The organism is Desulfosporosinus metallidurans, from assembly GCF_001936615.1.
In the GTDB taxonomy this organism is placed as follows: Bacteria; Bacillota; Desulfitobacteriia; order Desulfitobacteriales; family Desulfitobacteriaceae; genus Desulfosporosinus; species Desulfosporosinus metallidurans.
Map to the genome: position 1 here is coordinate 15,392 of NZ_MLBF01000008.1, position 21,450 is coordinate 36,841.

The window sequence follows — 21,450 nt, forward strand, 5'->3', positions numbered from 1 at the left end:
GTACATTCAACTCCTTAAATTTTAGTCTTATTTAAAAACTAGCCTATGATTGCCAAAATATCTGCTTCTTTGAGGATGAGGTATTCTTCACCATCATACTTCACTTCGGTCCCAGCATATTTAGAGTAGATCACACGGTCGCCCACTTTAACATCAAGCACAATGCGAGCACCCTTTTCCATTTTTCCAGGACCTGCAGCGACGACTTCGCCTTCTTGTGGTTTTTCCTTAGCGGTATCTGGCATAATGATTCCGCTCTTAGTTTTTTCTTCCATAGGTAATGCTTTGATGATCACCCGATCTGCTAGAGGTTTAATGTTCATGAAGAAAAGTCCCTCCTTAGTGTTTTATTAAATATTTGTTAGCACTCTACTTAGTTGAGTGCTAACAATATATCTATAATAATATGCAAGGGGCCGCGGGAACGCAACCCCTCTAGGACACCAAAAATTGAATATATCTTTAATATACTCTATAAATCGAGTCATTGCTTACTATTTCAGGCGTTAGATACATAAATACACGCAAGGCCCTCCCCCGAACGGGATTTCTATATCCTCTAAACACTATAATTGCCAAATTTCTACCCTTCTATGCATGATTGAACGCCTAGATCAAGTTTAATTGACGCTGGGAAACTTCCTCATACATGGATCCTAACGCTTTTCGTACATAGTCATTCTCTAGATTAAGAAGGTATATCTTTGTTTTACCGATTTTCAGATTTGGATCGGAGTGCTCTCTCTCAATTAACATAGTTTCCTTTAACGTGTACCGAATAAATTCTTTAACTTGTGGAATAGATCGCCCTAAAAGTTCTGTCAAAGAAGCCCTGGCCTTTGTTGACGCAACGTAGGGCATGCGAGTCTGAAGAGTCCCGAGAATTTGAATCCCTTTTTCCAAATCCTGTTCTGGATGATACTCTACCTCAGGTTTTTCCTGGAGAACCCACTGCAAAAGATCCTCCCCCTCGCAATAAGGATGCAGTGCATGATGAACACTTCCAGCTACCCCAACAACCTTTACTTCTTTCCCCCAAGCTCTTACTTTTCTTAAGAGCGAAAGGAAGTCTCCATCCCCAGTAAGCAATAAAAACATGTCAAACGTGGATGCTCGCGTAAGCAAGATTTCTTGGGCTTCGAGCATTAACTCCAGATCTGCCGCATTACGACGAAGTCCTGTGCTCGCATAATTGTTTTTTCCATAGACATGGCGCGTAAACACATTTGTTTTCTCGAACATCGTTTGTGTTCGCCAAAACTCCTCTCGGTCAAAGTTAGCGTAAAGATAGATAGCCAATAATTCAACATTAATTCGTGCGGTATAAAGTTGGATGAATTCTACCAACTGCTCGGGCGTCAATTCATGGCCCCGCTCAAATAACCCAGTCCATATATTTTCGTAATCGACAAACGCAATGGCTTTCACAAACTTCACCTCACAAGCCATATGTTTACCATATTATACGCAAAACTTTGGACAGTCGTGACAAGCAGAATCGAAAGGAACGAAAAAGTATATGGGAGTTTGATAAAGAATAACCAAATAAAGAAAACTTGGCTAGCGCCAAGCCTTGGCGAAGGCGGTCGCCTTAGTTGCACTTATGCCTCCCGAAATTTATGCTTTCTGATTGGTACAAAAAGAGATTGGCAATTATTAGCCAATCTCTTTTTGTAATATTTGTCGGTCATTTAGCCATGCTTTTACAGTGTTGTTGCACATTCACTGGCTTCTCCTTTGAGGATTTGGATGCCGTGGGGAAGGGCCGGAGCAATCGCTGCAAAGCATTCGCGTACCGCTTTAGGACTACCCGGCATGTTGATAATAAGCGTTCGTTTCCTTAGGACTGCCACAGCTCTACTTAGCATGGCCTTCGGAGTCACTTTTAAGCTCTCCTGTCGCATCACTTCCGCTATACCCGGAACCAGCCGATCTGCCACAGCTAACGTTGCCTCAGGCGTAACATCTCGCAAAGAAAAACCAGTTCCGCCCGTTGTTAAAATCAAATCTAAGCCGACTTCATCCGCCCATTGGCGCATTTTTTCCTCTAGCATTGTCTGATCGTCTGGGAGCACCACATACTCCGCGACCTCTCCACCGATTTCCTGTACAAGTTTTGCAAGGGTTGGCCCTGAAAGATCTTCCCTTTCCCCACGCGACCCTTTGTCACTTGCTGTAATAACCCCCACACGTAGCATTAAGCCATCACCTCGATACTGTCTCCTACACGGACCGGTCCACCTTCTAATAACCGAATGAAGATTCCTTCTTTTGGCATGACACAATCCCCAGCCTGATAAAAAATAGCACATTTTGTATGACATTCTTTGCCGATTTGCGTTACTTCCCCGATACTCGTTTCTCCGATTTTAAGCTTTGTTCCAATCGGAAGGGTAAACAATTCCAGTCCTTCCGTCGTCAAGTTCTCAGCAAAGTCCCCTGGCCCAACATCCAATCCTTTATCCTGCATAGTCTTTATACTCTCCATAGCCAGTAAGCTGACCATCCGATGCCAATCTCCTCCATGCGCATCTCCTTCAAGACCAAAGTTCACTTTTAAGATCCCTTCGCCGACGTTCTTCTTACGCATTCCTTTTCGTTCGCTCGTACAAACAGCAATTATTTTTCCCATTATATTTGCCTCTCTTTCATATCTGAATTTTTTGTTCTCTTTTAACAGAAGTTTAGTGGCGGTTAGTCATCGGATATAGGAAACTCGTTTATGAAGCATAGCTTCATAAACGTTAGTTGAACTTATCCAGGGACTTACCGCCACTTCCTGCATGTTAGGATACAGAAGTTTAGTGGCGGTTAGTCATCGGACAAAATGGCCACTTTTCCCTCCTGATTTTTCTACTAAATAGATCTCCCCTATCGTCATAGTCTTATCAATGGCTTTACACATATCGTAAATCGTCAAGGCGGCAACACTCACTGCAGTTAAGGCTTCCATCTCAACCCCAGTTTTGCCATAGACCTTTACGCTGGCTTCAATCTCTACCTCGCCGGGTTCCACAAGTTTAAACTCTAGTTTCGCCCCGGTGATGGCCAACGGATGGCACATTGGAATTAATTGCGCAGTTTGCTTTGCTGCCATAATTCCCGCAACTTGAGCGACTGCCAAAACATCCCCTTTGGCAATCAGTCCTGAACGAATGCGTTCCAAGGTTTCTGGCTTCATCGTCACTTTTCCATGGGCAACCGCAACACGCGCTGTTTCGGCCTTATCACTTACATCCACCATTCGAGCGCGTCCTTCTTGGTCAAAATGTGTTAAATCCATTTCTTACCCTCCGATCTGAGACATTACGCGTTTATCTTGCCACGCCTCATCATTCATATGATGTTGTGCGGGTTTGCGCCAAACTGCCTGTGCCAATAGTTCTAAGACGTCCCTATCCGAGCTTCCATTTCGCAAAGCCTCGCGTAAATCCACCTCATGTTTACTGTGCAAACAGGCTCTAAGTTTCCCGTCCGCTGTTAAGCGTACTCGATTGCACGTATTACAAAAATGTCGACTTAGCGCGCTTATAAAGCCAATGCTTCCCTTAAACCCGCTTGGCCGGAAATATTCAGCAGGTCCACCACCGGGAATTTCCTGAGTTGGTATATAGTCTTTGATCCCTAAAAGTTCTTTCATCTCTTTAATTGAAACAAAGTCGGTCCGATGCTCTGAGCTAATTCCAATCGGCATAAGCTCGATGAAACGGACATGGAGCGGATATTGCTTTGCCAAGGTCAAGAAACTGGGCAGCTCTTCCGTATTAAACCCACGAACAACCACAACATTAATCTTGACTGGCTTCAAGCCAGCCTCAAGTGAACGAAAGATCCCTTGAATCACACGCGAAACATCCCCACCTCGGGTAATATCATGAAAACGCTCGGGATCCATGGTATCCAAACTGATGTTAACACGCTGAACACCTGCGGCTTTCAAGTCAAAGGCCATTTCCGGGAGTAACATACCGTTGGTCGTAAGCATGAGATCCTCAACCCCGGGAAGTTGAGCACCCTCACTCAGAAATCCTAAAATATCTTTGCGAACTAAAGGTTCTCCACCTGTAATTCGAAAACGACGAAACCCTAATTGAGTGCTTAACCTCATAAGTCGAAGTATCTCTTCAAAGGAAAGAATAGAGTCATGCGGCATCCACTGGACTCCCTCTGCTGGCATACAATACCTACAGCGGAGATTACAACGATCCGTCACTGAAATTCTGAGATAGTCGATATGTCTTTGAAATTGGTCCTGCATAGTTCCGCCTCTTTTCAAGATCGAATTTTAGGCAAATAAAAAAACCCGCGGTCTGTAAACAACCGGGGAATTAATTCCACCTGTCGACAGACTCCTTTCCAACAGGAGATATTACAGTTTCCCATAATACCCGAGTGTCTTTAAGACACTAGTCTGGTCCCCATAGCTTGTGCTTTAGGAGATCCAGCTTCAGAGCGATGACGATTCAATTTAATCTCTATGAAGACTATAATTCGCGATCGAATAAAGATTCCCTTTTTTTCGTTAATACATTTTGTCTTTTAATCTAAAAAATGATTCAGGTTTCTCTGAAAATATTGTAAACTAGGAGATAGGAAAAGCTCTGAGGAGGTTCATATGCCAAACGACACGGTTACCCATTCTATTCTTAAAGCAAAGGGTCCACTGCTCGCATGGGAGGAAGATACTGTAGTTCAAGAAGTTCCCTTAACCATACATTACAACCGTGAAGAAATTGCGACGCTTTTGTGCTCCCCTTCCCAAACTGAAGAGCTCGTCTACGGTTTTTTACTCAATGAAGGGTTCATCCGTTTTCCAGAGGACGTGTATGAAATCCGTCATGATCCCCTAGATCACTTAGTTTGGGTCGAAGGCAAACCCTGTCTCTTGCAGAAAGAGCTCATGAGCAAACGATTTGTTTCCGCCTGTTGTGGTAAAAGCAGAGCGTCATTTTGTTTCGCCAATGATGTCCTTATGGTTAAGCCGCTCACGTCAACCCATAGTATTCCACTCCAGGAAGCCTATGCCTATGGTGATTTTTTACAATCCCATCTACCGCTCTTTCAGTCAACTGGAGGCGTACACAGTGGAGGAGTTGGGTATGAAGGCGAAGTACTTCTTACGAGTTATGATATTGGCAGGCACAATGTTTTTGATAAACTTAGCGGCAGCGCCTTTCATTCAGGGTTATCTTTGGAAAACCATGTGATCTTTTTTAGTGGCCGAGTTTCCTCCGAGATCCTTCTCAAGGTTGCCAAAATGAAGGTTCCGATCCTCATTGCTCGAGGGGCACCGACAGATCTTGCCCTTTCTCAAGCAACCGCTTTGAACATCACCGTTGTGGGATTTGCTCGGGAGCAACGCCTTAATATCTATACCTGCGCGGAACGAATTATCGTCTGAGGATTGCTGTCCACTCTTGCGGCGTATTCACATTGCAGAAGATGTTACTCAAGTCAGGAAAATCCCGAAGCTCCGTTTCTTCTATATAACGAACGGAACAAGATGGATAGAAGTCTATAATCTTGAGGCGACCTGCCTCAAGATTAGTTCTGATTGAAGGAAGGCACCGCCGGTGGTAAAAGGCGTGTAACGGATGGAGCCCGGAATGAAGGCGTGGAACGACAACATCATACTCCGGAATCCAACCAGCTAGAAAATGGATAAGCTCTCCTTGCAAAAACGGCATGTCACAGGCGACAAAGAAAACGACATCATAAGTCGCTTCTTTTAACCCTTGGTAAAGTCCTTCTAATGGACCACGATCAAGACTTTCGTCTTGAATGATAGGAACCTCGTAGTGAGCATACAGTTCAGGCTTGTTGCTACTAATCAGAACTTCCGCAAACACAGCATGCAAGACCTCTAAACTCCGTTCAACTAAGGGACGGCCTTCCAGTTCAAGGAAGGCCTTATTCTTTTTCATCCGTGAGCTTTTGCCGCCTGCTAGCAAAACACCGGTCGCGTTCAACTTTGGAAGTTGTTTCCTAGAATCCTGTTGCAGACTAATTATTTTGAAAGACCTCCTCGTATTCCTCAGAAGAGAAGCCAATCAGCACCCGTTCTCCCACACACGTTATGGGTACAGCAAGCGCATCAGTCACTTCTTTCATTTCTTTTCTATGCTTAGGAAAGATAATATTTCGTTCCGTAAACTTAATTCCTTTACCCGAAAGGAATCGCTTGGCGCGCACACAGTGCGGTCAGAGTGGCACAGTATAAAGAATCACATCTTGTTGTTTTATAACTCTTCACTCCTTACACTATTTAATTCTATCTAGAATTCCAGTAAACTATTCTGCCTCCGCCTTCAAATGTATCACATCAAACTTTAACTGTCACGCGAGAAATCCTTACGTCATAGATAAGTTGATTCCTTTGTAAGGCTAATTTCTATATCCTGTATTCATATATTTACACTTGTATCCTTTTAGTTATATAATAGGTATAGTTTGTAATACTTACCAAGGCAAGTAATGCCCACTCAACTAAATACGTCTTGTCTTATTGCTAGGGGTGCCCCTCGGGGCTGAGATGAATCAGGCCAGACAAGATTTGGATTGGGAGAAAATGTTCGGCCTAGCCTTAGACCGGGAAAAACCGGAGCGTTATCGTAAAGAGTCCCCCCTGAGCATCAGGACAGCTGCACCATGTGCGGAGAAATGTGTTCGATGCGCCTCATGAACCGTATTATGGACAAGTAGACCCTAATTACATAAAGGAGCAAGCAGCTTATCCGATGAGGACCTTAGCTACTTGCTCCTTTGATTATCTTAACTCTATGGCGTTAGACGTCCGAACTTTCCGGTGAATATTTTCATAGGACTGGATTTGATTAATAAATAAAAGAGAGTCCGTAAACTATGCGTCTCTCATTTATCAGATATCTCCAACGATCATTCTTTTACCCACTTGGCGACCAAAAAATTAGGGTTCGTATTTTTTTGTTTTTCCAGTGTTAAAGCTCGGTCTACCGAAGACACCTCTGGCGGAAAATAAAGTGCTTTGCCAATTTTAAGCCGTCCCCCTACCTCCCATTGACGAATTTCGAATTCCGTGTAAAACCGTGCGTGGGCAAAAACGGATTCAGGTTTCGTATTAGCTTTCCTACCATAGAACTCGCTCCAGGGAGATTCTCCCGCAATAACTCCAATCACCAGACATCCTTTGGGCTCTATATGCTCAAATAATCTAGCTAAAATTTCCTCAGGATTTGGAATAAACTCGAAAGCACTCATCGAAAGAATACCATGATATTGCTCAAGTTGATCCATGATTTGAGTGATATCCGCATTAAGCCACTTTACCGAATATCCTAAGTTCGCAATTTTTTCTCGAGCTCGTGCCATCATTTTTTCAGATATATCAACAGCCGTGATTTGATACCCCTGCTTCGCCAGCGTAGTGGTGTATTGTCCTGTTCCACACCCAATTTCTAAGATCTTGAGACCGGATGGTTGAAAGAGCTGAACAACCAGGTCCCGCTCTACTTGATCAGCAATTCGTCCTATTTCCGTTTCGTACCAGTTGTCATAATCTTCGGCTATCGGATCAAATAGTTCAATCGGCATTATAATCACTCCCACTTTAGTTCTTTCTACTTTTCCCCTACAGTCCACCACAGCACATCTCACTCATGACAGATTTCAACCCGTGCGCTAAAGCGAAGTCTATGGTTTCATCAAGTGGAAAGGCCAACGTATTAATTCCCGCCGCTATGAGCCCTCTCTCCAACCAAGCCTTTTGAGTATAGGGTCGAGCACAACCAAAACTAATTTTAAGCGACGGATTCAAGAGACGAGTTTGAGCTGTGATTCTGATGATCTCAGCAGGATCCGGTCCAATGACTCCGCCCATCGGAGTATCCGGCACGGCTCGTAAAGCAACCAACACCAATGTTTCCAAGGGATAGTCACTTAACATTTGAATAAGGTTTTTTTCTCCCATTATTTTCCCGTAGTTTAAGCCGAGCACCACATGCGGGACGACATCTAAACTTTCGGTTAACAGGATTTCTAAAGTATCTATAAAGTCACTAGGCTTGCGGTCAAGATGATAAACCCTGTGAATTGTAGCGGCATCACCGATCATATCCAGAAATACTTTATCAACCCCAGCCTGTTTTAACCCAACTGCGGTTTCCTTATCTGCTAAGCCAGTATGCACATGAATCGTAAAATCCAGGGATTTTAGATAAGTTAAAGCCGGCAAAAAGGGCTTAAGGGGGACCTGCCCCTCTTGATTACATCCTCCAGTGATAAGAAGGCCCGTAACTCCTTTTTTCCGCAGGTTGATTCCCAGTTCCTGTAGTTTTTCTGGGGCTGGAGCCGGAATCATTCCATTTAGCATTGTCCCCTGACAATGGTCACACTGAAGAGCGCAGGAGGTTCCTGTGATGCTCACATTGAGAAATCGGCCTGAATTGTAAAAATGCTTACCTTCATAGTGCCTCCCGCCGGGAACTGCAAAGTGGATGAAATCAGGGAAGGTTCTCCGGCGCAGGTTCCAGGCTTCTTTTAGCAGATTAGGTAAGTTCGCACTTTGATCAAATTCCGTCCAACCTCCGATAATTGTCTTCCCTAGCATCTTCTCTTCATTCGAATTCACAATTGTTCAACACCCTCCATGAGCCCGGCGTAGAGTTCTCCCCTTATCTGCTCCACATCTTGTAGGTTGGGAACAAACGGATAATTGGCTAGGGTAGTACCTGGTCGTTCATTGCCATAGGGCCGATTACAGGCAGTTTCTCCATCATGCCCGGGACAGCCGGACGTGCGAAAAGGTTGGCCGGAAGCCACATAAGGTTCGACATCCATCCCAAAATCATAAACTTGTTCAGAACTATTAAAGCACATAGTTCTGGCACTCGCCAAATCATTCATAATTAGATAACGGGCTAATTGCATACGGCGGTATTGACTAAGAGAGGGTGCCGCTTTCTCCGCCAGAGCACTCCCCGGTTCGGGATAGAACGAAAACAGATGAACCACCGCGCCTAAATCGTGTACTTGCTGCAAAGCCATGACCATCTCTTGTTCGCTTTCTCCGAGGCCAACAATCAGATGAACACTGACCTGGCCTTGTCCAAAAACAGCAACACCCTTTCTTAAAATCTCCCAGTAATGTTCCCATCGATGAGGTCCCCGTACACCTTTTCCTCTGTATTCTTGGAAGATTTCTGCGGTAGCTGTGTCAATCGACACCCCAAGTTGATCGGCACCAGCCTCTTTGAGTTTTTGCAGGTCTTCCGTCTTGTTGATCAGCGTCGGGGCACAAAGAATACTAATCGGCAAATCAACTTCACTGTGTAAACGGGATACAAGACTTAACGAATCCTCAAAGGCTCTCTTATGGGTAATCATGGATAGACAGATTCGTTTCAAAGAGTTTTGATATTGTTTTGTCCGTTCGAGAATGAGATCAAAGGAGTAGGTGGGCCAAGCAACTCGGATGAACGTTGTCCCTTTGGTTTTTTCTGAACGTTTTTGTTCCAAACCACAATAACCGCAGCGTCCCTGACAACCCTCTTGATAAGTCAGAAGCAAGTTTAAGCAGGTGAGCTTGGCATTGCGATAAAAAATACCCCCCTTTAAACCGAGTGTCATCGCGGCTGCTAGACTCGTTTGGATAACCTCCGGACTTTCTAAACCAAGGTCCTCGATTTCTTGGGTAAGTTCAGCTTGGGAACGATCAGCGTGAGTGTTAGACATCACAGGCCTTCTCTCTGGCTAATTCCACGTCTAACCATTCCTTGAGTTGCTCTACCGTCATAAGCATTGATCCTTCAGAGGAATGAGTTTCTATTTTAAACAGCCAACCGCGCCCATAGGGATCTTGATTAATCAAGCGTGTGCTTTCCAGGACTTCCGCGTTCACGGCACAGATTTCCCCTGTCTGGGGAGCATAAAAACGCCCGACCCATTTTCCCGTTTCCAGAGAACCTACGGCCTCTCCTGCCTTCACCTGAGTACCGGATTCTGGCAAACTCAAGTACAAAATATCCCCCCTGTTGTATTGCCCGTAATCGGTTAAGCCAATGATGATATTTTTTCCTTCTCTTTTGAGCCACTGATGGTGTTCATCATAGAGTAATTCTTCTGGGAAATGCCACTCTCCGACCTTCATATCCTCACCCTCCTTATGGTTATCGTGCAAGTAACCAAGATTCTATTCTGTTTCAGGAACGTGAATAAACTATTCTTCCAAGGAGCGCCACAGTAACTCTGTAACGTCTAAGACCTCAAGCGGTAATTTTTCCTGTCTTGCCGCCATTTGCAAAGTCTGTACACATTGCTGGCACGCAGAGGTTAAAATAGTTGCCCCGGTTGCCACAGCCTCACGTACCCGTTTCACAGCAATAGCTTGACTTAAATCCTTATCTACGGCAGCTAGATTCCCTCCACCACCGCAACAGTCGGCCATCTCCCGGCGATGAGGCATTTCTACAAAGTTAACCCCCTCCATGGCCTGTAAAAGTTCTCGGGGCTCGTCATAGATTCCACTGTTACGACCCAAATCGCAAGGGTCGTGATAAGTGACGGTTTCATCTAAATTGCCAGGCACTAATTGTCTTTTACGGATTAATCCAGCTAGATACTGAGTTGCATGGAGCACCTCAAAGCCAAGATTTTCCCTAAGGATCGTCGGATATTCGTGTGTCCAGGTATGATAACAGGAGGCGCAGCCCGTTATTAAGGTTTTGACACCAAGAGCGCGTACCTTTTCCACATTGTGTTTGGCTAATTCAGTGACTTGTTGCGTGTTTCCTGAAGCGATGAGGGGAAATCCACAACACCATTCCTCACTTCCTAGAACGGTATAATTAATGTTTGCTCGATCCAATAAACTTACAATACTTTGGGAGATTCCAACCGACATCGGATAGAAGGAAGACACACATCCTACAAAGTAGGCAACCTCACTTCCGGCTTTTGAGACTTCTACTTCAACCTCATCTAAATCGTCCACCCAGTCAAGGCGATTTTCATTGGAGAACGTACTGATATTGTGTGTCGTTTTAATTTGCCGAGCCATCTGTGTTAAGTTCTGATGTTCCATTCCCCGAGCTCTTAAATCCTCCCGCAGATTCAACCAGAGCTCACGTGTTTTAATTCCAGCTGCACATATTTCCGCACATTTACCACACAGCGTACACTCCTGCAAACGCTGAGCATATTGGTCCGTGGCTTTTTCCTCTTTTTTCTTCAGGAATACCTCTTTGGCCAAAGCAATTTTCCATCGGGGTGCAGCGGATTCCCAACCAATTTCTCGGTAAACGGGACAGACACTTCGACAACTGCCGCAGCTTCCGCAGATATAACTGGTTTTGGCTATTTGCTCCCGAAGTTCTTCAATAGTTTTCATTGTCCTTTTCCTCCTTTTAGGATTTTAAGGACCAAAGGTCGCAAGAGACCAATCATGATCATACCAAAACCAAAGACATAGCTGTTCAGAATAATTGAAGGGGGATTGTAACCCTTTCCGGGATTGAGTAGAGCTTGGGGATCTAGAGCTTGTTTACGCTGGCGCCGACGCTCTCTCTCACCCCGGTCATATACTTTTCCCAAATAGGGGGTATTCCAAAGACCAATGACGTAGGGTTTACCACCAAAGCTTTGTCCCAACTTGTAAATCTGGCTGATGAAGCTAAGATCGGCAATGTAACGGATCGTGTTAAGTTCATCTGAGGGATAAAGAACCATCACCAGGGCCATTTCAGGAGACACGAGATGGGCATAAGTAACACATAGGGTATTTGTCTTTTGGGCCAACTTACTTAACCCCTCATAAAAAGCCGCAAAATTACTGACAGGGAGTGTAATTTCTGCCGCTTGTAGGGAAGGAAGTGTTTGTTCAAGCCGGAGGGATTTAAACCGATCGGCCCATTCCTCTGCTCCTACCCCATCAGGCAATAAAGTTCCGCCTAGGACTTTTACATGTTTTCTGATGTGAGCAACAGCTACATCCACCTCGTCACGCTTGCCCTCAAGATCAATTTCCAGACTGAACTTCCCCAGAGGAATCTCATGAGCGTATCCAGCTTCCTGGAGCATCATGATGAATTCCGGACTACTAAAATGAACATTGTACAGAGACGAAAAATGTTCTCCACCTAGCCAGGACATCATCGAGCCAGTATCCGTTTCGCTGTTAAATACCGCCAGCAGGTGTTCCTCTTTTTCTGGAACGTCACGCACCAACAGCTTAATCTCCGTAATAATTCCCCGAGTTCCTTCAGTGCCCATCAAATCATCAAATTGTAAGCCCAATTCCTCAGATCCCTGTATCTTTGTAAGATCTTTGCCAGGTCGTGAGAGTTCCACTATTTCCCCAGTGGCCGTCACCCCCCTTATGGCCATAATCTGATCGTGAACTGGACCATAAGGGACAGAACCGATACCTAACCCCCCCATGGAAACCCACCCTCCGATAGTAGCGGAGGGGGCACTGCTAGGGCTTGAGCAAACCGCACAACCCTGCTGTCGCAATCCGTCATCCAGGTCTTTCCAAGTCATCCCTGCTTTGACCCAGACCATTTTTCTATTGCTCCCCTGGCTTAGCTCAAGTTTGGAAAACCCTTGGAGGCGATTCGTATCAATTACTAAACCACTTCGCATCGGAACGGAATTGAAATAGGCGGTAGAGCCTCCGCCCCGGACGGTGACCGGTATTTTGCCTTGCTTTGCCCACTTGATCAAACTAGAGATTTCTTCTACAGAGATGGGCTGAACCACGGCTTTCGGTACAGGATTCGTGAGTAAATGGACAAAAAAACCAGGGATATAGGCTACATCTTTAGCATATGGGGCACATTCAAAAGGGTCGGTTGTGACCCTTTTCCCACATATTTTTTGCAAAGCTTGTTCCATAACTACCCCTCCTTACCCGGAACATTCCGGGTAATTTCTCCCTTAAGCCACACTGCGGCTTTCGCCCCATCCATGAGTTTGGCGGAGTCCTCCTGGAAATTGTTAGGCTCAATCAAGGCAATCCAGCCAGCTCCATAACAATCCTGGTTCATCTTTTGCGGTTCATGCAATAACTCTTTATTGACTTCCACGATCTTACCTGCTACAGGTACCTCGATACGTCCCGCCCATTTCCCCGACTGCATAGAGCTGAGAAGTTTACCTATTGGTACGTCTTTACCGACTTTAGGTAGTTTAACAAACGAGATATCTCCCGCCAATTTCTGGGCAAAATCATTCATCCCTACTCTGACTAAATTTCCCTCTACTTTCACCCAGGCATGGTCTTCAGTATAGTAGAGGTCATCGGGTAAATTGTATCCTTCAATAATTGCCATATTCTCCACCTCCGTTAGGGTTGTGCATGATAGGAACTGCGGACTAATGGGCCACATTCCACTTTTTTAAAGCCACGCTCAAGGGCCTGCTCCCGATACCAAGCAAACATACTCGGAGGAATGAACCCTTTTATCGGCAGATGTTTAGGCGTGGGCTGCAGGTATTGGCCGATAGTCAGGTAATCACACCCTGCCTTTCTCAAGTCACGCATGACCGTACAAACATCTTGCGTTGTTTCCCCTAGACCGACCATCAGCCCACTTTTGGTTTTGATCCGAGGGTCCAGTTTTTTAACATTTCTTAAAACCATTAACGAACGTTCGTAGTCTGCCCCTGGTTGTACTTGAGGATAGAGATGCTGAACGGTTTCTATATTGTGACCGATGACTTCGGGTTTAGCGGCAACAACGGTTTCAAGCGCTGATTCTGATCCAGCAAAATCCGGAATCAATAGTTCGATGCTTGTCTTCGGGGTTATTCGTCGTAAGGCTATAACAACTCGGGCGAATTCTCCTGCTCCGCCGTCGAATAAGTCATCCCTGGTAACGGATGTGATGACAGCGTGTTTGAGGTTAAGAGTTTTAACGGTCTGAGCTACCGCTTCCGCTTCCGCTGGATCAGGAGCACAAGGAATTCCTTTGCTCACCGCACAGAAACGGCATCCCCTAGTGCAGACGTCACCAAGAATCATAAACGTGGCCGTACCTAGAGCAAAGCATTCACCCGCGTTAGGACAACATGCTCCCTCACAGACCGTGTGCAAACGGCCCCTTGCCAAAAGCCCTTCCATTTCTTCTATCACGCCCGATAAAGGAGCCTTTACCCTTAACCAACTTGGTCGATTAACTTTTGCTTCTAGGCCGTCGACAGCCAACAACGTTTCTATTTCTTGGGATATTGGGCGAATTTCCCATTGAAAAAGCGCACACATTTCTTCAATAATCCTATTTTTGACCTTGGAAATACTAATTGAACTGTTTAGTTCTTCGGCAAGCGAAGTCATTTGCACACCGGACAGGCCGCAAGGAACAATGGTCTTAAATTGAGACAAATCCGGGTTAACATTAATGGCAAAACCGTGAATTGTCACCCAATGATTTACCCCTAATCCAATGCTGGCAATTTTCTTTTCCCCAACCCACACTCCAGGAAATCCAACCCGTCGCACCGCCTTGATTCCAAATGTAAGGAGAGTCCGTATAAGCATTTCTTCTATTTTATAAACCAACAAATGAATGTCTTTATCGTAGTCTTTAAGATCTAGAATGGGATAGCCTACAAGTTGTCCCGGACCATGGTAAGTAACATCTCCACCTCTTTCAATCTGGAAAACTTGGAACCCATGGGCGGCGAGCCATTCTTCATCGACTAAGATATGTTCCCTGCGACTGTCTTTACCCGCCGTAATTGTGGAAGAGTGTTCGACCAAGATAAAGCTATCTGCGACCTGACCCTCAATCCTGAGATTTTGTAAATTCTTCTGAAGTTGCCAAACCGGTTTATAGTCCGCTTTCCCGAGGTCAAGAAGATACGTGGGGTGAAAAGACCCAACCATCGGTTATCCCCGCTTTCTTTAACCGCCAAAAGCTTTGATGCATTCGCGAACTTTTGTTACGGTATAAGCCATTGCCGGGCCGCCTCCAAAAGCGACAGCGACTCCGGCTGCCTCCAGCACTTGATCACCAGATGCTCCGGCATTCATGGCATTATAAACATGAGCGGCAATGCAGTACTCACATTTCCCATAAATGGCGATGGCCACCGCCATTAATTCTTTTTCCATGATCCCCAGTTCCCCTTCGCAAAAGACTGGAGCCATGAGGCTTTCGAAGCCAATCGCTAATTCTGGGGCTTCTTCTTTCAATTCTTCCAACCCACCTGAAAACGCCCCCAACAGGTCGTGAGGTGTTTCTTTGCCTCCGGTCTTGATGAGAAGATCGTCATTGCCTTGCGGATGTAACTGGAACCAAGGATAGGGATTCTCCAACATTTCTATAAGACGGCCTAAAAACTCTGCAGCGAGTGAACCATCGATGATTCGATGATCGAGAGAAAGGCTAAGTGTCATAAAAAAGCGGTTTTCTAAGCGACTATCGACCATTATTGGTTTCTGTTTTATCGTTCCTACACCGAGAATGGCGGTTTCCGGTCGATTAATAATGGGGGTAAACCCTTCCACTCCGTATGCTCCCAGATTGGTAATCGTGAAGGTGCCTTGTTCTATCTCCTCCGGATTGAGTTCAGAATTGCGTGCTCGCGTTGCTAGGTCTTTAATTTTGGCTGAAATCTGTTCCAGGGTAAGCATTGGAACATTTTTCAGATTGGGAACGACAAGCCCCTCTTCCAAGGCGACGGCTACCCCAACATTGACCGATTTGGCTAATTCAATTTCCTTCTCGGTGCTCCGCGAGTTCACCAGCGGGAATTCCGATAAAGCCTGTCCTGTAAACTTAACAAGGAAATCAGTAAAGGAAAATTTAACTCGTTTGTCCGCGCCCAACTCGTTTAATTGCTCCCGTACATCTTTCAATGAGGTCATATCCACTTCTTTCATGAGAGTGACATGGGCAGCCTCTCTCCGGCTCTTAAGCATACGCTCCGCGATGACACCCCGCATGCTCAGAGGATCAATTGAACGCAGTTCAGAAGTCGTCTCTCCCTTGACCTGAAGAATGTAATTTAATACATCTGCTTCAACAACCTTGCCGTTTGGACCGCTGCCATTAATTAAACCAATTGCGACGCCTTCTTTATCGGCGAGTTTAGCCGCACGAGGAGATACCTTGCCAGTACTGGCAAAAATCCCAAAAGGTTTAACAGGTTTTGTTTCTTTCTTCTTCTCTCCTTCGCCACTCCCACCTGCTAGTGCTGCTTGTAGAACACTTTTCGCCTCTGCCAGAGCCCCTTCTAAAGAAGCGGCATCTTCCCCTTCTTCCGCTAAAACAGCAAGTGGAACAGAAATCGGGAAACTCGAGCCTGGAGCACCAATGATCTTATAAAGTACTCCACTATAAGGTGAATCAACTTTAATGTTGACCTTTTCTGTCATCACTTCTAAAAGTGCCTCTCCTTGGGCAACCGTCTCCCCTTCGTTTTTGAGCCAGCTCACTATTTTTCCTTTTTTCATGGTTAGGCCTAATTTAGGCATGAGCATAATATGTGCCATTCTAATTTCCTCCTGAATTTTATGCTTATTTTCTTTGTTTTAAAGAAGTTCAACGATTTATGAAGTAACCTTTTTCAGCAGCACGTTTTAACGTTCTTTTGTAATCGACCACATAGGGACCCGTCTGCGCAAGTTCTATTTCGCAACAATCATCTGGGCCAACAATAATTTCCCTTTCACCATCGAGTGCTATGACACAAGGGCGATGACGTACAGTTACTTTCTGACCGGGACTCATTAATTCGTGTGAACGAACAGGAATTGATCGAATCAAACCAGGTGCTACTGCCGCTTTTACCTGAATTATAGAACCTTGATTTTGGTCCAGCATTTGCTCGCCACTTGCTGCGACGATTAAGTTAATTCCCTCGGCTGCTCTCATATCGATAGGATGCAAAGCGCCGACGATTGCCGCAATACCTATATGAAAGGGCTCGCCACGTGTTGCCACAATCTGCCGGACCTTACCCATGTCCCATATGGCCCGGGAACCGATGAACTGATCTTCGAGCACAACCGCGTCGATTAAGGCTATATCTACAGCTTTACCATTGAGATGGATTATCAATTTTTTGGTACGGAGAAGAGAATATTCCCGTTCTACCACTCCTGTTGCAACTAAACCAGCTGCCAATCCCGCTAGAGTGCCTTCCAACATGACCGAGAAAACATTGTTGGTTCCTGTGGAAACAGGCATGATAGGAACATCTCCGGCCCCTTTAGCTACAACCCTATTTGTTCCGTCACCACCCAGGGTGATCAAACAACGTACTCCTAATTCTGCCATTTTAGCCGCCGCAAACTGTGAATCTTCTTGACACGCATTCCACTTCATGGGTACGAGCTTTGTTTCCATGGTTAGCTGATTCTCACCGATGAAGAAATCTAATGCTTGCTCATAAAAATTAAAATAGTCCGGCATAACCCAGACCCTTTGAACCCCAGCCGCTTGAAGCCCAAGCAAAATTCTCCGAATTAAATTAACTTTTTCCAGATTATCAAAGACAGTGGCGTGAGCCACCAAACGTCGGATGTCTTTTCCTGAAGCCGGATTTGCAATAATTCCTGCAATCAAGTTCATCTCCTCCTACCAAAGATTAAGGGTGGCCGGACGGACGGCCGCCCTTCTTCAAAAGCGAAATTACTTTACGAAGACATCCTAAAGAATAGATTTTATCCCAGAACGGATTTCACCGCATCAATGATTTTGGCCTCATCCGGAATATAGGCTGATTCTAGGCCAGATGCAAAAGGAATTGGAGTAAAAGGTGCTGCTACCCTTTTAATGGGAGCATCGAGAGAATCAAAGCATTCTTCCGCAACCATTGCTGCTATTTCTCCCCCAAATCCTCCTTGTTTGACAGCTTCATGCACAATAACCAACCGTCCAGTTTTTTCTATGGATTTATACAATGTTTCCTTGTCAAATGGGATAAGTGTCCGAGGATCAATCACTTCTGCATCTATTCCGTCTAGAGCTAGGGTTTCCGCTGCCGCTAGCGCTTTATGAAGCATCATAGAATAAGCTAAGATTGTGACATCTTTTCCTTCCCGCTTGATATCCGCCTTGCCAATGGGAATTGTATACTCCCCTTCAGGAACTTCCCCACCTGCCCCATAGAGAAGTTTGTGTTCTAAGAACATTACCGGATTATCATCACGGATGGCAGTTTTCAACAAACCTTTAGCATCTGCCGCCGTCGAAGGCATAATGACTACAAGTCCTGGAGTATGACAAAGCCATGCTTCTAGGCATTGAGAATGTTGAGCCGCTGCGCCCACTCCAGCACCGCAGGCCATTCTTAATGTCAGCGGTACCTTCGCTTTGCCACCAAACATATAACGCATTTTTGCTGTCTGGTTTACTACCTCATCCATGCATACACCTAAAAAGTCGTCAAACATGATTTCTGGCACTGGGCGTAAACCCGCAACAGCGGCTCCAACAGCTGAACCCATAATAGCGGTCTCCGAGATCGGAGAATCCAACACTCTTTCCGGGCCAAATTCATCAATAAGTCCAGTTGTTACTCCAAAACACCCACCAAATGCTCCAACGTCTTCTCCTAGAATATACACATTCTTATCCCTACGCATTTCTTCACGGAGAGCCTCATTAATTGCTTGAGAATATGTCATTTCCGCCATAATAATCTCACCCCTTCTAATTCCTTAATTGCAATAAACATCGGTCAACAGTTCATCTTGAGAAGGCACAGGACTCTTCTGAGCATACTCAACCGCATCAGCAATAATCTTTTTAACTTCAAGATCGATTTGCTTAATTTCCGCTTCCGTAGCCATTTTCATTTCTTGCAAACGGCTCGCAAACCGTGGCAAAGGATCTTTTGCTTTCCATGCGTTCACTTCTTCATCGGTCCTGTATACGGTCGGATCCCCTTCAAAATGGCCATGATGTCGATATGTTTTGCATTCAATTAAGATGGGGCCTCCACCCGCACGGGCACGCTTCACAGCTTCTTCTGCCGCTTCGTAGACCGCCATAACGTCATTGCCGTCAACGACCACACCAGGCATGCCGTAGGCCGATGCCCGGTCTGCTATGTCCTTTATGTTTTGATGCCTTGCCTGGCTCATAGAAATGCCGTACCCATTGTTCTCATTGACGAACACCACCGGCAATTTCTGAATACTCGCCATGTTCAAGGACTCATGGAAAGTCCCTCTGTTCGATGCTGCATCCCCAAAAAAGCAGATTGCGACTCCATTCTTTTTCATATATTTAAGGGCAAAGCCTGCTCCAGTCGCCAAAGGTAGACCCGCACCCACTATTCCATTTGCACCTAGGAAACCCAGTTCTATATCTGCGATATGCATGGAGCCGCCTTTTCCTTTACAGAATCCGTCGATCTTACCAAAAATCTCAGCCATCATTTTGTTCACCGAGGCTCCACGAGCAATCGCATGTCCGTGGCCACGGTGGGTGCTGGCAATATAATCCTGTTTCTCTAAGTTCGCACAAACTCCGGTAGCCACAGCCTCTTCACCAATGTACAAGTGAACAAAGCCAGGAATTTGACCCTGCGAAAAGAAGTTAGCCACTGTTTCTTCAAATTCACGGATCGTACGCATTTGACGATATAAATCAAGCATTTGTTCTTTATTAAGCGCCACTTAATATCACTCCTCATCCGAATAAGTTTTGATTCCAGTCCAAGTCCACATAAACTGTCACACAAACATTAACCACCAAAATGCTATTAACGCTATCGCCCAATCCAGGCACTAACATCCCCTCTACTTCCATTCCTCCTTTGCTGACCGTGATATCCTTTCTACCGAACGGAATTTGATTTAACACCTCCTCCGTCCGAACCAATTCAGGATAAGGGGCAGCCACATGAACCTTTACGACCATTTCATTGAGATTTTTTAAGTTAAAAACCTCAACAAGACCACACAAACAGCTCCTGGAAATGGCATCACGCACCGCTTTCGTAGCTGCCTTCGTCACATCCTGTCCATGCAAGTCCGTACCAACTCCTAATTCGATAATGTAGCGTTTTAGATTCATACCTATCCCCTTCTCTTCTGAATATCCGAATAAATGATATATACGCAAGCCATGTGCCAAACTAGACTCTCATGAAAAATTTAATGTAAAGCTGCGAAACTACCTTGTTTGAACGATTCTTGACAATTCATTTAAACCTGCAGCGTTAAACACTTCACTAGCCCTGTATCCATCCAGTGGTCGCGAATTGAACATTCGTTCGATCTTCGAACAACGTTTTAGAAATCTCAATAGAAAAACGCCTAGATATTCCAGGCGCTTTTTCAGACGAGTTGTATCGCTTAGCTCGGTGAGACCAATATTTTGATATTTACCTCTTTCCGGTTTACCAGTTCTTCAAATCCCTTTTCTATAATATCATCGAGTTTAATTTTTCCCGTAATCATGGGTTCTCCCTGAATCCGGCCATCATTCATTAAAGCAATCGCCGTACTAAACTCTCCATTATAGGCCAAGGATCCTATAATGTGTTTTTCATTAGCGGTAACCTCGAAAAAGTTAAACGTACTCTCACGTTCAAAGATACCTACCATGACAACTTTACCGCTTTTTCTTGCCAATTGTATGGCCAGTGGTGCTGTCTTCTCATTCCCGATACATTCGAAGGTAATATCCGCTCCTAATCCGTCGGTAAGCTCCTTGATCTTTGCGACAACGTCTACTTCTCTAGGATCGAAGACTGCCGTTGCCCCCATATTTAAAGCATATTCTTTTCTAGCCTTAGCCATTTCAATCACATAAACTTTACTAGCTCCAGCTGCCTTCGCAGCTTGTAATGTCGCGAGCCCGATTGTTCCCCCGCCCAGGACAACGACTATATCTCCTTCGATAACAGGTGCCATTCGAACTGCATGGATCCCAACAGCTATCGGCTCGATTACGGCTGCTACTTCGTAGGACATATCATCCGGAATTTTATATATCGTATAGGCTGGTACATTGACATATTCTGCAAAGGCACCATCCGTCATCAACCCAGTAAACGCCAATTTTTCGCACATATTGTAATTCATGCGTTTACAATGATAACATTCCCAACACACTTGGCATGCATCAGGTGCAACCCGATCTCCCACCTGAACATTTTTTACTCCTGGGCCGATTTCTACCACTTCTCCGGAAAATTCATGTCCAAGAATAATTGGTGCTTTACTACCTGTTAGCGCATCTGGCGCTGAAACAGGAATGAAAATTGGCCCAGCTAAGTATTCATGGAGATCGGAACCACAAATTCCACACCATTTAACCTTTACTTTTACCCACCCTTCACCCGGTGTAGGTGGCTCCGGTACATCCACAACGCGAACATCTTTTCTTCCATACCACACTGCTGCTTTCATTGATTATCTCTCCTTTAAAAATATAGTTATTCTCCAATATTCGAAATACTTTGGATGCTCTGTTTAAAAAGCCCAAGTTTACTAAAAATGAACAAGCTTTAAAA

General features: G+C 45.1%; 23 protein-coding genes, 1 pseudogene and 1 riboswitch. Of the genes and pseudogenes, 2 read left to right on the forward strand and 22 right to left on the reverse strand.

From position 1 onward, the window contains the following. Positions 1–38 precede the first annotated feature (38 nt). From groES to moaA, 6 genes are all read right to left on the reverse strand, one after another. Complete coding sequence (gene groES, locus DSOL_RS07310; RefSeq protein WP_075364224.1) at positions 39–323, reverse strand: co-chaperone GroES; 285 nt, start codon at positions 321–323, stop codon at positions 39–41. Positions 324–609: 286 nt separating this feature from the next. Continuing rightward, positions 610–1,428: an NYN domain-containing protein gene (locus tag DSOL_RS07315; protein ID WP_075364225.1), complete on the reverse strand. Its 819-nt coding sequence runs from the start codon at positions 1,426–1,428 to the stop codon at positions 610–612. 275 nt (positions 1,429–1,703) lie between these two features. Continuing rightward, complete coding sequence (gene mog / locus DSOL_RS07320) at positions 1,704–2,198, reverse strand: molybdopterin adenylyltransferase (RefSeq protein ID WP_075364226.1); 495 nt, start codon at positions 2,196–2,198, stop codon at positions 1,704–1,706. Beyond that, on the reverse strand, positions 2,198–2,632 hold the full coding sequence (locus tag DSOL_RS07325; protein ID WP_075364227.1) for an MOSC domain-containing protein: 435 nt from the start codon (positions 2,630–2,632) through the stop codon (positions 2,198–2,200). The genes mog and DSOL_RS07325 overlap by 1 nt, the downstream gene beginning before the upstream one ends. Before the next feature lie 183 nt (positions 2,633–2,815). After that, positions 2,816–3,283 (reverse strand): cyclic pyranopterin monophosphate synthase MoaC, encoded by a 468-nt coding sequence (moaC, locus tag DSOL_RS07330; RefSeq protein ID WP_075364228.1) that lies wholly within the window; start codon positions 3,281–3,283, stop codon positions 2,816–2,818. Between the two features lie 3 nt (positions 3,284–3,286). Further along, the gene (gene moaA, locus DSOL_RS07335) at positions 3,287–4,258 is read right to left on the reverse strand and encodes a GTP 3',8-cyclase MoaA (RefSeq protein ID WP_075364229.1); all 972 of its coding nucleotides are present in this window, start codon (positions 4,256–4,258) and stop codon (positions 3,287–3,289) included. A gap of 78 nt (positions 4,259–4,336) precedes the next feature. Further along, positions 4,337–4,463: riboswitch (molybdenum cofactor riboswitch) on the reverse strand. A 152-nt stretch (positions 4,464–4,615) separates the two neighbouring features. Between moaA and fdhD the strand changes: the two genes are divergently transcribed. After that, positions 4,616–5,401 (forward strand): formate dehydrogenase accessory sulfurtransferase FdhD, encoded by a 786-nt coding sequence (gene fdhD / locus DSOL_RS07340; RefSeq protein ID WP_075364230.1) that lies wholly within the window; start codon positions 4,616–4,618, stop codon positions 5,399–5,401. Here fdhD and mobA read toward each other — a convergent pair. Next, a complete protein-coding gene (mobA, locus tag DSOL_RS07345) occupies positions 5,391–5,969 on the reverse strand; it encodes a molybdenum cofactor guanylyltransferase (RefSeq protein WP_075364231.1) in 579 nt (192 codons plus the stop codon). The genes fdhD and mobA overlap by 11 nt on opposite strands. Before the next feature lie 34 nt (positions 5,970–6,003). Beyond that, on the reverse strand, positions 6,004–6,192 hold the full coding sequence (locus DSOL_RS07350) for a glutaredoxin family protein (protein ID WP_235838729.1): 189 nt from the start codon (positions 6,190–6,192) through the stop codon (positions 6,004–6,006). A 337-nt stretch (positions 6,193–6,529) separates the two neighbouring features. Between DSOL_RS07350 and DSOL_RS27155 the strand changes: the two are divergent. Next, positions 6,530–6,702 (forward strand): annotated as a pseudogene (locus DSOL_RS27155) (phosphomethylpyrimidine synthase ThiC); the annotation flags it as partial. A 192-nt stretch (positions 6,703–6,894) separates the two neighbouring features. Here DSOL_RS27155 and DSOL_RS07360 read toward each other — a convergent pair. The 14 genes from DSOL_RS07360 to DSOL_RS07425 all read right to left on the reverse strand — a co-directional run bounded on the left by DSOL_RS07360 (position 6,895) and on the right by DSOL_RS07425 (position 21,346). Continuing rightward, the gene (locus DSOL_RS07360) at positions 6,895–7,569 is read right to left on the reverse strand and encodes a class I SAM-dependent methyltransferase (RefSeq protein ID WP_075364232.1); all 675 of its coding nucleotides are present in this window, start codon (positions 7,567–7,569) and stop codon (positions 6,895–6,897) included. Between the two features lie 37 nt (positions 7,570–7,606). Then, entirely contained in the window at positions 7,607–8,605 is a 999-nt protein-coding gene (locus tag DSOL_RS07365; protein WP_235838730.1) for a radical SAM protein, read from the reverse strand. After that, positions 8,602–9,708, reverse strand: coding sequence for a radical SAM protein (locus DSOL_RS07370; protein WP_075364233.1), 1,107 nt, complete (start codon positions 9,706–9,708; stop codon positions 8,602–8,604). Before DSOL_RS07370 ends, DSOL_RS07365 begins: the two co-directional genes overlap by 4 nt. Then, positions 9,701–10,123 carry a glycine cleavage system protein H gene (locus tag DSOL_RS07375; protein ID WP_075364234.1) on the reverse strand — a complete coding sequence of 141 codons (423 nt, stop codon included), beginning with the start codon at positions 10,121–10,123 and terminating at the stop codon, positions 9,701–9,703. The genes DSOL_RS07370 and DSOL_RS07375 overlap by 8 nt, the downstream gene beginning before the upstream one ends. 69 nt (positions 10,124–10,192) lie before the next feature. Then, on the reverse strand, positions 10,193–11,362 hold the full coding sequence (locus DSOL_RS07380; protein WP_075364235.1) for a (Fe-S)-binding protein: 1,170 nt from the start codon (positions 11,360–11,362) through the stop codon (positions 10,193–10,195). After that, complete coding sequence (locus tag DSOL_RS07385; RefSeq protein ID WP_075364236.1) at positions 11,359–12,867, reverse strand: FAD-binding oxidoreductase; 1,509 nt, start codon at positions 12,865–12,867, stop codon at positions 11,359–11,361. The genes DSOL_RS07380 and DSOL_RS07385 overlap by 4 nt, the downstream gene beginning before the upstream one ends. A gap of 2 nt (positions 12,868–12,869) precedes the next feature. Then, the gene (locus DSOL_RS07390) at positions 12,870–13,304 is read right to left on the reverse strand and encodes a glycine cleavage system protein H (RefSeq protein ID WP_045572956.1); all 435 of its coding nucleotides are present in this window, start codon (positions 13,302–13,304) and stop codon (positions 12,870–12,872) included. 14 nt (positions 13,305–13,318) lie between these two features. Further along, a complete protein-coding gene (lipA, locus tag DSOL_RS07395) occupies positions 13,319–14,860 on the reverse strand; it encodes a lipoyl synthase (protein WP_075364237.1) in 1,542 nt (513 codons plus the stop codon). Between the two features lie 18 nt (positions 14,861–14,878). Next, the gene (locus DSOL_RS07400; protein WP_075364238.1) at positions 14,879–16,471 is read right to left on the reverse strand and encodes a 2-oxo acid dehydrogenase subunit E2; all 1,593 of its coding nucleotides are present in this window, start codon (positions 16,469–16,471) and stop codon (positions 14,879–14,881) included. A gap of 49 nt (positions 16,472–16,520) precedes the next feature. Beyond that, the gene (locus tag DSOL_RS07405) at positions 16,521–17,552 is read right to left on the reverse strand and encodes an ATP-NAD kinase family protein (protein WP_075364239.1); all 1,032 of its coding nucleotides are present in this window, start codon (positions 17,550–17,552) and stop codon (positions 16,521–16,523) included. Positions 17,553–17,644: 92 nt separating this feature from the next. After that, on the reverse strand, positions 17,645–18,619 hold the full coding sequence (locus DSOL_RS07410) for an alpha-ketoacid dehydrogenase subunit beta (RefSeq protein WP_045572952.1): 975 nt from the start codon (positions 18,617–18,619) through the stop codon (positions 17,645–17,647). Positions 18,620–18,643: 24 nt separating this feature from the next. Next, on the reverse strand, positions 18,644–19,606 hold the full coding sequence (pdhA, locus tag DSOL_RS07415) for a pyruvate dehydrogenase (acetyl-transferring) E1 component subunit alpha (protein ID WP_045572951.1): 963 nt from the start codon (positions 19,604–19,606) through the stop codon (positions 18,644–18,646). 13 nt (positions 19,607–19,619) lie between these two features. Further along, complete coding sequence (locus DSOL_RS07420; protein ID WP_045572950.1) at positions 19,620–20,006, reverse strand: Lin0512 family protein; 387 nt, start codon at positions 20,004–20,006, stop codon at positions 19,620–19,622. 281 nt (positions 20,007–20,287) lie between these two features. Next, positions 20,288–21,346 (reverse strand): 2,3-butanediol dehydrogenase, encoded by a 1,059-nt coding sequence (locus DSOL_RS07425; protein ID WP_045572949.1) that lies wholly within the window; start codon positions 21,344–21,346, stop codon positions 20,288–20,290. Positions 21,347–21,450 lie beyond the last annotated feature (104 nt).

Bases quoted from the DNA above. Each gene is read 5' to 3' on its own strand.
- mog (WP_075364226.1), bottom strand. From the start codon at position 2,198: ATGCTACGTGTGGGGGTTATTACAGCAAGTGACAAAGGGTCGCGTGGG.
- groES (WP_075364224.1), bottom strand. From the start codon at position 323: ATGAACATTAAACCTCTAGCAGATCGGGTGATCATCAAAGCATTACCT.
- DSOL_RS07385 (WP_075364236.1), bottom strand. From the start codon at position 12,867: ATGGAACAAGCTTTGCAAAAAATATGTGGGAAAAGGGTCACAACCGAC.
- moaC (WP_075364228.1), bottom strand. From the start codon at position 3,283: ATGGATTTAACACATTTTGACCAAGAAGGACGCGCTCGAATGGTGGAT.
- DSOL_RS07375 (WP_075364234.1), bottom strand. From the start codon at position 10,123: ATGAAGGTCGGAGAGTGGCATTTCCCAGAAGAATTACTCTATGATGAA.
- DSOL_RS07390 (WP_045572956.1), bottom strand. From the start codon at position 13,304: ATGGCAATTATTGAAGGATACAATTTACCCGATGACCTCTACTATACT.
- DSOL_RS07360 (WP_075364232.1), bottom strand. From the start codon at position 7,569: ATGCCGATTGAACTATTTGATCCGATAGCCGAAGATTATGACAACTGG.
- DSOL_RS07370 (WP_075364233.1), bottom strand. From the start codon at position 9,708: ATGTCTAACACTCACGCTGATCGTTCCCAAGCTGAACTTACCCAAGAA.
- DSOL_RS07410 (WP_045572952.1), bottom strand. From the start codon at position 18,619: ATGGCGGAAATGACATATTCTCAAGCAATTAATGAGGCTCTCCGTGAA.
- DSOL_RS07420 (WP_045572950.1), bottom strand. From the start codon at position 20,006: ATGAATCTAAAACGCTACATTATCGAATTAGGAGTTGGTACGGACTTG.
- moaA (WP_075364229.1), bottom strand. From the start codon at position 4,258: ATGCAGGACCAATTTCAAAGACATATCGACTATCTCAGAATTTCAGTG.
- DSOL_RS07380 (WP_075364235.1), bottom strand. From the start codon at position 11,362: ATGAAAACTATTGAAGAACTTCGGGAGCAAATAGCCAAAACCAGTTAT.
- DSOL_RS07405 (WP_075364239.1), bottom strand. From the start codon at position 17,552: ATGAACTTGATTGCAGGAATTATTGCAAATCCGGCTTCAGGAAAAGAC.
- lipA (WP_075364237.1), bottom strand. From the start codon at position 14,860: ATGGTTGGGTCTTTTCACCCCACGTATCTTCTTGACCTCGGGAAAGCG.
- DSOL_RS07325 (WP_075364227.1), bottom strand. From the start codon at position 2,632: ATGGGAAAAATAATTGCTGTTTGTACGAGCGAACGAAAAGGAATGCGT.
- fdhD (WP_075364230.1), top strand. From the start codon at position 4,616: ATGCCAAACGACACGGTTACCCATTCTATTCTTAAAGCAAAGGGTCCA.
- DSOL_RS07425 (WP_045572949.1), bottom strand. From the start codon at position 21,346: ATGAAAGCAGCAGTGTGGTATGGAAGAAAAGATGTTCGCGTTGTGGAT.
- DSOL_RS07400 (WP_075364238.1), bottom strand. From the start codon at position 16,471: ATGGCACATATTATGCTCATGCCTAAATTAGGCCTAACCATGAAAAAA.